Origin of the sequence: uncultured Streptococcus sp. (assembly GCF_963516515.1) — a bacterium.
GTDB lineage: Bacteria > Bacillota > Bacilli > Lactobacillales > Streptococcaceae > Streptococcus.
Map to the genome: position 1 here is coordinate 21,065 of NZ_CAUQCJ010000019.1, position 11,715 is coordinate 32,779.

Annotated in this window: 4 protein-coding genes, 1 tRNA gene and 2 pseudogenes; all 7 read left to right on the forward strand. The window is 36.6% G+C overall.

All coding sequences use genetic code 11. The features are described 5' to 3' along the window. Positions 1-146: 146 nt before the first annotated feature. Entirely contained in the window at positions 147-935 is a 789-nt protein-coding gene (gene codY, locus RYL77_RS05340; RefSeq protein ID WP_049542801.1) for a GTP-sensing pleiotropic transcriptional regulator CodY, read from the forward strand. Then, positions 935-1,510: an isochorismatase family cysteine hydrolase gene (locus RYL77_RS05345; RefSeq protein ID WP_315010398.1), complete on the forward strand. Its 576-nt coding sequence runs from the start codon at positions 935-937 to the stop codon at positions 1,508-1,510. The genes codY and RYL77_RS05345 overlap by 1 nt, the downstream gene beginning before the upstream one ends. A gap of 81 nt (positions 1,511-1,591) precedes the next feature. Then, positions 1,592-1,677 (forward strand) — tRNA-Leu (locus RYL77_RS05350). A gap of 208 nt (positions 1,678-1,885) precedes the next feature. Continuing rightward, positions 1,886-2,836, forward strand: coding sequence for an Rpn family recombination-promoting nuclease/putative transposase (locus RYL77_RS05355; protein WP_315010400.1), 951 nt, complete (start codon positions 1,886-1,888; stop codon positions 2,834-2,836). Next, positions 2,837-3,241: pseudogene (locus RYL77_RS05360) on the forward strand (hypothetical protein); the annotation flags it as partial. Beyond that, positions 3,238-3,306 (forward strand): annotated as a pseudogene (locus RYL77_RS08975) (flagellar assembly protein H domain protein); the annotation flags it as partial. The pseudogenes RYL77_RS05360 and RYL77_RS08975, both read left to right, overlap by 4 nt. A gap of 365 nt (positions 3,307-3,671) precedes the next feature. Then, on the forward strand, positions 3,672-11,715 hold an 8,044-nt coding region (locus RYL77_RS05365), incomplete at its 3' end, for a YSIRK-type signal peptide-containing protein (RefSeq protein WP_315010402.1).

Here is an 11,715-nt window from a genome sequence, read left to right on the forward strand (position 1 = left end):
TAGGGAGCTTGTCAATAGAAAAGAAGCAATTTAATTAAAAATATTCTTGTTTTTTCAAATTGCAATTAAATAAGCAATTTTCAGATAATAATTGAAAATTCAAGCTGTTTATGTTATAATGATAGCGATTAAACTCGAGGTGAAAAATGGCACATTTATTAGAAAAAACTAGAAAAATTACTTCTATCCTGAAGCGCTCGGAGGAGCAGTTGCAGGAAGAACTTCCCTACAATGCGATTACCCGTCAATTGGCAGATATTATTGACTGTAATGCTTGTATTGTAAACAGCAAGGGACGTCTCCTTGGCTATTTTATGCGTTATAAAACCAATACAGATCGCGTGGAGCAATTCTTCCAAACTAAGATTTTCCCGGATGACTATGTACAGGGCGCGAACATGATTTACGATACAGAAGCCAATCTGACAGTTGATCATGATTTGAGTATTTTCCCTGTGGAAAGTCGTGCCGACTTTCCAGATGGTTTGACAACGATTGCACCGATTCATGTGTCAGGGATTCGTTTAGGTTCTTTGATTATTTGGCGCAATGATAAGAAATTCGAAGATGAGGACTTGATCCTTGTTGAGATTGCCAGTACCGTTGTTGGGATTCAGCTTCTCAACTTCCAACGTGAAGAGGATGAGAAAAATATCCGCCGCCGTACTGCTGTTACCATGGCGGTCAATACCCTTTCTTATTCAGAACTCCGTGCTGTATCAGCAATTTTAGGAGAGTTAAATGGAAACGAAGGTCAGTTGACTGCGTCAGTGATTGCAGACCGTATTGGGATTACCCGTTCTGTGATTGTCAATGCCCTTCGTAAACTTGAGTCTGCGGGAATTATTGAAAGTCGCTCACTTGGAATGAAGGGAACCTATCTTAAGGTCTTGATTTCAGATATTTTTGAAGAAGTGAAGAAAAGAGATTACTAATGGCTAAAGCTTTAATTTCGATTGATTATACAGAAGATTTTGTTGCAGATAGTGGAAAATTGACAGCAGGCGTTCCAGCTCAGGCGATTTCGGATGCCATCAGCAAGGTAACTCGATTAGCTTTTGAACGCGGAGATTACATCTTCTTTACAATAGATGCTCATGAAGAAAACGATTGTTTCCATCCAGAAAGCAAGCTATTTCCTCCTCACAATTTGATTGGGACTAGTGGACGCAATTTATACGGAGATTTGGGAACCTTTTATCAAGAGCATGGTTCAGACAGTCGTGTCTTTTGGATGGATAAACGCCATTACTCAGCTTTTTCAGGGACTGACCTGGATATCCGTTTGAGAGAGCGTCGCATTTCTACAGTTATTTTAACAGGAGTTTTGACGGATATCTGTGTCCTGCATACAGCTATAGATGCCTATAATCTAGGATATGACATCGAGATTGTTAAACCAGCTGTTGCTTCCATCTGGCCTGAAAATCATCAATTTGCCCTAGGCCATTTCAAAAATACACTTGGGGCTAAGTTAGTAGATGAAAATCTAGATGAAATTTCAGACTAACTTGGTTGGTGAAAATGAAAAAAATCTGAAAAAAGTGTTGACAAGCATCCTAAAAGTTGATATACTAGTAAAGTAATCGACGCGGGGATGGCGGAATTGGCAGACGCGCAGGACTAAGGATCCTGTGACCGCTTTAGGTCGTGAGGGTTCAAGTCCCTCTCTCCGCATAGGATAAGAGTTAGCTTAGGCTAGCTCTTTTGTTTTATAAGGTTTATAATATCTATGGTGGGCGTCCATTGCTTTCAGATAAATAGTATAGTTTGAAATTTCTCCTAATTCTCTCTACTCTTTCTACTTTTTCCGAATAAATAGATAGAACCATCGAATCTAGTCAATCTAGATTTAAAACTATGGTATAATGAAAGGAGAAGAAATATGACTGTACGTCATCCGGGCATTAGCCCGACCAATGATTTGGTTGCTAAAAAAATCTTTAGCAATCCAGAAATCACTTGTCAATTTATCCGCGATATGTTGGATTTACCAGCAAAAAATGTGACTATTTTGGAGGGAAGTAATATTCATGTCTTACCTTCCCTGCCTTACTCGGCACAGGATTTCTATACCAGTATAGACGTCTTGGCGGAGTTGGATAATGGAACGCAAGTAATTATTGAAATCCAAGTTCATCATCAGAATTTTTTTATCAATCGTTTGTGGGCTTATCTATGTAGTCAGGTCAATCAAAACCTAGAAAAAATTCGCCAGCGAGAAGGTGATACCCATCAGAGTTACAAGCATATCGCACCAGTATACGCAATCGCTATTGTGGACAGTAATTATTTCCAAGACGATCTAGCTTTTCACAGTTTTAGCATGCGTGAGGACACGACAGGTGAGGTTTTAACCATCACAAACAATGGACAGGAACATCATCTAGTCAAGATGGCGTTCTTGGAACTAAAAAAATACAGAGAAACCAGCAAAGACGAGGTTCGCAAGCCGTGGTTGGAGTTTTTCGGGAATAAGCCCTTTACTCAAGAACCCGAGCGAGCCATCAGCCAGGCAGATCAACTGCTAGACTACAAGAGCTGGTCCGAGGAGGACAGGAAAATGTTTAGTGAACAGCGCAGGCGTGAAGAACAAGCCTTGTTAGCGCAGGACTATGCCTTGGAACAAGCTGAAGAAAGAGGATTAGAACGTGGCCTTGAACGTGGTCGTGCAGAGGGTCGTGAGCAAGGACGAGAAGAAGGCATTGAAGAGGGATTAAAAGTAGGTTTAGTAAATCTAGTACGTCAAGGTCTTCTAACACCTGAGGTTGCGAGTGAACAATTGGGAATGACTGTCTCTGAGTTTGAAGAACTATTGAAAGAGCATCGCAAATAAGAACTTAAAAAATACAGAGAAACCAGCAAAGACGAGGTTCGTAAGCCATGGTTGGAGTTTTTTGGGAACAAGCCCTTTACCCAGCAACCAGAACGAGCCATCAGCCAGGCAGACCAACTGCTAGACTACAAGAGCTGGTCCGAGGAGGACAGGAAAATGTTTAGTCAACTACGTATGCGTGAAGAACAAGCCTTGTTAGCACAAGACTATGCCTTGGAACAAGCTGAAGAAAGAGGATTAGAACGAGGCCTTGAACGTGGGCGAGCAGAGGGTATCGAAGAGGGATTAAAAGTAGGTTTAGTAAATCTAGTACGTCAAGGTCTTTTGACTTCTGAAGTTGCTAGTCAGCAATTAGGTATGACTGTCGCAGAGTTTGAAGAACTATTGAAAGAGCATCGCAAATAAGAACTAAAAAATACAGAGAAACCAGCAAAGACGAGGTTCGCAAGCCATGGTTGGAGTTTTTTGGGAGAAGCTCTTTACCCAATAATAAGCTTTCATCAATCCGCTGTCTATAAAATGTAAGGATAGGCAGTCTACCATTTAAAATAAAATAATGACAGATTTTTCCGAAGCAAAAGGTAAGATCTGTTTTTTATTTATATTAAATTTTTATAACATATGGTCTAAAACAGCAGTATAATAAACCTTGCATATATATATATATATATATATCGGAAACACCTTGAAATATAACGATTACAGCGTTTACATCTTTGGTTGATGTTTATGTAAATGCTTGATTTTTTATTTTAAAAGTATTAATATAACATTGAGTCATTTTGTCTCTAAGATTTTAAACTTATTCTACTGAAACAATAGAAAGGACATATTTATGTTTGGTAAAAAGTCTAATGATAATGGTGAAAAATTATACCGTTATTCTATTCGGAAATACCATTTTGGTGCTGCAAGTGTTGCCGTAGCAGCATTAATGTTTTTCGCTAATGGTGCGGTTAAGGCAGATACTTTACCTGTATCACCTGTTACGGCCAATACTGAAAAGGTAAATGCTGGTGTTACGGGACTGACAGAGGGAGTTCCTCCTAAAGAGAATCTTATAGAGAAATCAAAAGAAGTAGAGAGTGACAAAACACCTGCTGCTCAGAAGCAAGTGGATAAGTCTCCTCTTGTTCAGGCTATTAGTGAACTTCAAGCTGCAATTGCAAAAGTAGATGAGGAAAGTTTATTAAGTCTATCTAATCAACTTTCTCAATTAACCGACGAAAATAAGCGTTTACTTGATGGAGAAAACATTTCTAAGGAAACGCTTACAAATCAAGTGAATCGAGTTCAATCTCTTACAGAGCAAGTGCGTCAACTTAAGTCTAAGACTGAGGATAAAACCTCTAACAAGGAAGATAGAGCTGATTCTAAAGCGCAAAATACAAAAGAGCTTAAAGTATCTGATAAAGCTGTGAATCCTACTAATCAGGCAGAAGAAATCAAAGCTGTTCAAAAAGATGAAAATAAAGGGGAAGACACTGCTAATAAAAACAAACTAGAAGCGCTTTCTAAAAATTTAATCACTTACTTAGATACTGCTAAAAAAATTGAACGCCCTGAGACCAAGAAACTCTTGGAGGGGGTAGAAGAAATTGTCCGCTCTGTCGAAAATGGCTTAGCAAATCCGAAATTAACTACTTCAGAAATAGAAGAGTTAATGAAGCAAGGTAAGCAAGCAGAGAAAAAACTTGTCTTAGCAGTAACTCGTGAAAACTCAGGTAAGCGTGATACTCGAAATGGAAATAAGATGCTTCCAGAATCTTATTTTAGAGCACCTAATACTAGAGAAGGGGCTAATACGGAGTTTGGGAATGCATACACAGCATGGATGATTACAAACGATGACGTTAGAAGATTCCAATCAGCAGGTATTAATGATCCAAACTATCATGGATATAATTATCCAGTAGGGACATTCTTGTATAACTCGAATAATGCTGAAAATAGCCCGATTAACAATAATAATATGCAAGGGCCTCAAAGGATTGCATGGACTAGAAATAGGGTTTATGTACAGGTAAATCGTGTATCAGGGAACGAACAAACAGGTTATGAGTTTAACTGGAAGATTCAATTCAATGCTGGTCGTGAACCTCACCAAAAACCATTCTACTACTTTACATTACCGGATGGGCATGACTTTAGTAGCTCTGTTGTATTAAAAGAAAATGAATCTCAAATTGCAACAGGAACTATTGATGATGTGTTACAAAAATCTCAAGGTCTTCTGAATGGTAAAATGGGTACAACTGAAGGCGTTAATGGTGGAGAATATTACAAAGGTACAGGTCTTATTAATGGTCGTCCATATATTCAAGCACCTATTAGAACATTAGAAGATTTTGTTAAGAATTCTACCAACTACTACTTTAATAGAAGTGGTGTAAATGGAGATATTATTCAAAAATCGGATTTCCTATTTGAAAATATTAGAAACTCAACTAAAAACATTATCGCAATTCAGCCTCAAGGAAGAAATCCAGGAGGATTTAACCATTCTTATTCATTCGAATTTACAACACATTCTAATAGTGGAGATGCTCCTTATTATGTTGCAGGTGTGAAGACATATGAAACTACTTTGGGATTAACTCAACACAGAAGTTACTCTCAATGGGGAACATTGAAAGATGCCTATACTATTAAAACAGATTCATTTACGAACGGGGACTTTAAAAAGAAAACTTTCTTAAAAGGAACTCAATTAGGAGCTTTTGAAAATTCTTCATACAGTTTTAATAGTGATGCTGTAAGTACTGTAATGGGAGATAGATTTATTGATGCAGGATTAGTATTAAGAAATAATACTACTGGTCAAGATGAAAGACCTCGAAAAGGAGGATTATTACTAAAAATAACTCCTACAGCAACCATTGATGGTTCTAAGTATTCTCATATTCATAACTTCTATAATTATAATAATCCTAATGACGCTTTAACGAACTCTAAAGATAGAACAAAAGGTGGACATTTAGCGTACTTAGAAGGAACATATAATGGTTCAACGATTAAAATTCCATTCTCATTTAATATTGTAACTCAGTCAGATATTTTTGAGCCTATAAAAAATGAAGCAAAAGAGAATCAAGCTCGAAAAACAACTGATAACTTAGGAAATGCCACAGACTTTATTTCTGGATATAATAATATTTCAAGTAGAATTCCTGATTTGTTTACAAATTGGAATGAAGGGAATTCAGATACATTTAGAAATATATTTAAAGGGAATTCAGATAGATTCCCTGGTTCTTCAAATGATATTAAAAGCCGTGCCATTAAAAATGTAGAGTGGGCAGATGGAAATAGCAATCTAACAGGTGAAAAAATTGTCCCTGTAAAAGTACGTTATACTCCACAAGGAGCAGCTGCTTATGAGGAAACAAAATATGTAACTCTACCTCGTGAGTTAAATAACTTATCAATTGGACAAGTTTTAACTGAAGCTCAAAAACAAAAAATTATCGAATTAGCGAAAAGTACATTTGATGTTGATTCAGCAAGTTTTGATGGAAATACTGCTAAAGTAGGGGTTAAGAAACAAGTTAAAATTACCTACATGGATAATGAGAAGAATGCATTAACAGGAAATAAAGATGATTCCGTTCGTTATGTAGATTTTCATTTTACAAACTTAACAGTTCCAGACTCTAATAAGCCTGTTGTTACAATGAATGGTAGAACATTGACTACAAACGCAGAGGAAAACCAATTTATTATTTATCGTGGAGCTGCATTTAATCCAACATTCAAAGTAACAGATGAGAGTAGAATTGGTAGCTTGATGGTAAGAAACTTACCAAAAGGGGTTTATTTTAATAAAGTTGATAATGTTGATAAAGAACGTTTAGGAACGTCTACAACTTTAAATCATACAATTTCTGGTGATGATAGTAATAAAGTTGCAGATGATGCTACATTAGGGGAACAAATTGCATCAGTTGAAGCCTCTGACCAATATGGTAATAGAGAAACATATAAATTTAAATATCGTATTGTAGATATTCAAGCAAAAAATAGTACGACAGAAAATCGTGCGGTTGGAAGTACATTAGGAGACCCTCATGATCACTTCAAAGTAGCAGAAAGTGATACTGTAGCAAATGATAAGTACTATCCAACGAATATGCAGTTTAAATGGAAAGAGATCGATCTTAGAAATGCTAGAATTACTGATGTTGCTAATGAAACGAAATTAAATGAATTAGGAACTATTACTAAGTATACTGCTACAGCTGTATTCCCTGGTGTGAAGAATACGAAAGAAATAGATGGTGTAAATTATACAATCTATTCACCTGCTCAAAAAGTAGTAGCAATGACGTTTAATGTGACGGATTCTGTCGCTCCTACTGTTAAAATGACAAATCCAACCAATAATACAGAGTCTGTGTTAGGAAGTAATGAAAATAATCTTCCAGTAGTTGAAGTCTTCAGAGGGGCAACTTTAAATATTCCATTAAAAATGTTTGATAATAATACAAATGGAAAAATTAATATTAAGCACATTAGTGGATTGCCTACTGGAGTTAACTTGAATAATGGAAATACTCTTTCACAAAATAGTGGTTCAGAAACAAATCCTGCAACTGCTACTATTACGGGTAGAGTGGATCCAAATGCTGCATTAGGGACAAATACTGTTACCTTAAAAGTTTCAGACGATGCAACAGGAAGTGAAAACAAAGGAAATCAAGCTATACTAAAATTCAAAGTTAAAACGTATGATTTAGCTTTTGAAGATAGAGGTATACGAGTTGATGATAACACTCGTTCAGATGTTTTAAGACTTAACGAAACCAGTGTGGATCCAAATCACTATTTAACAACAACAGATGGAACGAATAGAGGAGATGGAAACTTTGGTTCAGATATGAAATTCCGCTATCTAAAAGGAAATACTGAAATTAGAGAGTATGTTTCTTTTGATAAGATTGGAAAACATTCTGTTAAGGCAAGAGCATATTTCCCAAATAGTAAAACTTCTACAAAAGGATTACCAACAAATCCATCAGGACTAACAGGGGATACTGCTTCTGTTAACGGAAGAGGATTTTTAGAAAAAACAGTTGAGTTTAATGTGAAGCCAAACACACCAACAATATCTCAACCTCAATTCTATGGTACAGCAAGTTCAAAACCAACTGTAACGGTAGAAAACCTTCCAACAAATGCTCAATTGCAAAATGGAGCAACTGTAACGGTTGAACTATATCAAGGAACTACTAAAGTCGCTAGTAAGACTGTAACAGATAGAAATGGTACGACAACTTTATCAGCAGAGAACTTTACAGCTAACTTAACAGAAGGACAACAAGTTCATGCAGTCGTAAAAGTTAGTGGAGGACAAGGTGCTACAGCTTATTCTGTAAATTCTGATAATAGTGAAAATAGAAATGTTACAGGAAGAAGTAGACTTTCAAACTTAGCATCTAATAAATTAGTCGTTCAAGTTCAAGATTTGACGAATAATCGTAGAGGAACTCTTTCTGAGGCTGAAAAAAATACGATTAAGCAAGCAATTTTTGAAGCAAATAAAAATGGAGTATTAAGAGGAAAACAAGTTTCTGATATTACTATTTCGGATACTGGATTAATTACCGCATTAGACAAAGATAATAAGATTGCAGAATTACAAATTGATCCGAGAAATAATGTCGTTACTCGATTTGCGCATATTCGTGATGATTATAATATTACGTTTACGAATAATGGAAAACCTGCAAACCGTTCAACAGATCCAGGGTTTGAATGGAGTCAGGATAGAAAATCGTTAATTTATAAATTTGATGCAACGAGTGGTGTTGCTCTACAAACAAATGAAGTTTTAAAAACTATTACCGCTACTCCAAAAAATAGTCAAGGACAACCATCCTTAACGACTGTTACAGGGAATGATAAAACATTAGGAGAAGCCAATTCTAATGGTTTCAGTAGAAATACGTCTACTGGATACTTTAGTAAAAATGGAGTAGGAGTTAACGTATTAGATTTAGTAAATCCAACATCATATGGTGGTGGAGGAAACGTTGATAATACTACGAATAAGCTTGTTGAGAATAATCGTACAGATATCAACAATAGAAATATTGTTGGTACTACTCTAGGAAACGATAATATTTCAGCTGCAAATAGTGCAAATGCAATTCCTTTAACTAATGTTGTTAAAGGGCAGAATGGTAATTCATTAGTTGTAAGAAAACAATTATATCTAATGCCGAAATATACAAATAACGAATTACTAGCAGATCGTGGAACTACAAATGCTAATAATACAAATGTGATTAATGTTTACTTTGTACCTGTTGATCCAACAGCTCCTCGGGTTGAACGTTCAACTTCAAATACTTTAGCGACTACAAGTGCCCAAGCAAACCGTCTAGCAGATAATACTTCTTTTGCTAGCTTAGCCAAATTGACAGATAACTACGATAAGGATGATGTAACAAATCCTTCAAGTAATACTGTTCGTAATAAATTAAATATGTGGGTTAAGAAAGGTAACACTAAAGTACAGATTGTCGAAAATGGTGTTGAAAAAACAGCTGTTATTAATAGCTTGAAAAAAGAAATAGACCCAGCCACATATGAAGTAATTGCTAAAACATCAGATGCTTCTGGTAATCAGAGTCATGCAGATTCAGCAGAGGGAGCAAGTCTAGGTTATTTCAAAGTTGGTTATAATCTAGTAGCTCGTGATATTATCAATGTTAAACGTGGAGAAACGATAACAGCAGACGAGTTGAAGAGATTTATTCAAGTCCAAGAAGGAAATGCAAAAGTTGATTTACCTCAGGGAGCAACTGTAACAGCAGCACTTGAAACAAATACGATTACTCGTGGAAGTGAAGAAACAAAAACTGTAGAAGCAACTGTTAATTTCGGAGAAAATAGAACGAAAAAAGTTCGTTTAACGTATAAAGTTCTTAATACATTCCCAATTGCTAATACTATTTATGATTTTAAAAATGTGCAGCGAAATAATGGACATCCAGATTATTATAGTAATACCGGAAATAATATTCCTGGAGGAATGAATTGGCTTTATAAACGTAGTGGAGGAGCAGAGCAAAGCGGAACGAGCTTTGCTGGAACTCTTGCATCAGATCCAGTAGGAACAACTAATTATACATTCATTGGTAGATATAATTATGGTCGATTTACAAACCCTACTACAACTACAGGTAATTTAGAGCATACAGAGACATTAGTGCATAAAGTATTTGATATTGCAGATAGTAAAAACGTTTCTGTTAGCCAAGGTACTACATTAAATGCTGAACAGGCAAAAGCTGCTGTGAAGAATGCTACTGGTTCTGATACTTTACCTAATGGAACAACTTATGAATGGGTAGGAAATAAGGTAGCTAGTACATCAGGTAAACAAACATTCCAAGTGAAGGTTACATTACCACCATCACAAACAGGGGATAATTTACCAGCTGCAACTCAAGCGACACCAAGTAAGACAATCAATGTAACGGTGAGCGTAACGCCACCAAAACCAACATTTGATAGTAATAAAGTGACTTCGACTTCACGTACTATTACAGGTACATTAGGTGGATTAAATGCGAATAGCAGTAATACGGTAGTGTCTGTTGCATTGAATGATGGAACTAACCGAGTGTTGACAAGTGAAAATAATGGTGGAGTAAGAATCAACGGTAATACATGGACAGCAACACTTCCAGATGATGTGAAACTTCGTACATCGGTTGCAAAAAATGGTGAAACAACTCAGCCAAGAGGATTAACTGTCACAACAAAAATTAAAGGTTCTACTACTGCAGATGATATCAGTGTAACTAGTGATGTTAAAGCTGTTGAAATGGGTGATTACTCAGTAAATGCAACCATTGCAGGTAGCAAACATATTGATGTCAAAGTACCACATGATGCGAAACGTATGGAATTACGATTCCACAACAGTACAGAATCAAGTAATACACCAAAAAGTATCGTTCTTGTGCGTGGAGCAGATGGTACATGGCATACAGAAGCAACAAGAGCAAATAATACAGCAGTTGCTAATGCGAATGGATATGTTGGAAGAATTAGTTCAACTGTGAGCGCTACTAATCCAGCAGAAAATAATATTCGTATTGAACTAAATGAACAAAGTGGATCGACAAAACTTCACATTAAAGAAGAATCTGCTAATGGAGATAACACTGAATCATATGGCAGTGGATTAGGACTTCGTGTATATAATCAACCAGAAGCAGGTCAAGAGCCAAGTGCGACAGGCAAGTGGAAAGTTGCTAATGTTACGAATAATAAGCCTACATTATCTTATAAAGGGCCAGAAGCAAGTAGCGAAACAGCACGTAAAGTCTTCCCATCAGGAACAAGTATCACTAAAGCTATGCTAGAAAATCTAGTAACTGTTGGAGATACAGAAGATAAAGCTACAAATGAAACTGACAAACCGTACGGCACACCTACAGTAAACATTGTTTCTGGATTAAAAGAAACACCAGGAAAAGCAACTCCAGCTGGACGTTATACAGTAGTTCTTAAGGCGGTTGACAGTCAAGGTAAAGAAAGTGACCCGTTGACCGTGTATGTGGGAGTGGTGTCTACGGATGTTAAATACCAACCAAAAGTAGGCGGGGAAACGAAAGGCACACCAATTACGATTGATGTTCCATCAGGAGCGCATCACCAAGGTGAAACCATCCCATACACACCAAAAGAAATCACAGTTGGAGATAAAGTGTATGTGCCAGCTGAAGACGGTAACAAGACTGTTACATTGACAGACAAACCACAAACTGTAGAAGTAGCCTATAAAGAAAAAGATGCTTCAACAGAAGTGAAATACCAACCAAAAGTAGGCGGGGAAACGAAAGGCACACCAATTACGATTGATG

Coding starts and splice junctions, on each gene's coding strand:
- codY (WP_049542801.1), top strand. CDS start 147: ATGGCACATTTATTAGAAAAAACTAGAAAAATTACTTCTATCCTGAAG.
- RYL77_RS05345 (WP_315010398.1), top strand. CDS start 935: ATGGCTAAAGCTTTAATTTCGATTGATTATACAGAAGATTTTGTTGCA.
- RYL77_RS05355 (WP_315010400.1), top strand. CDS start 1,886: ATGACTGTACGTCATCCGGGCATTAGCCCGACCAATGATTTGGTTGCT.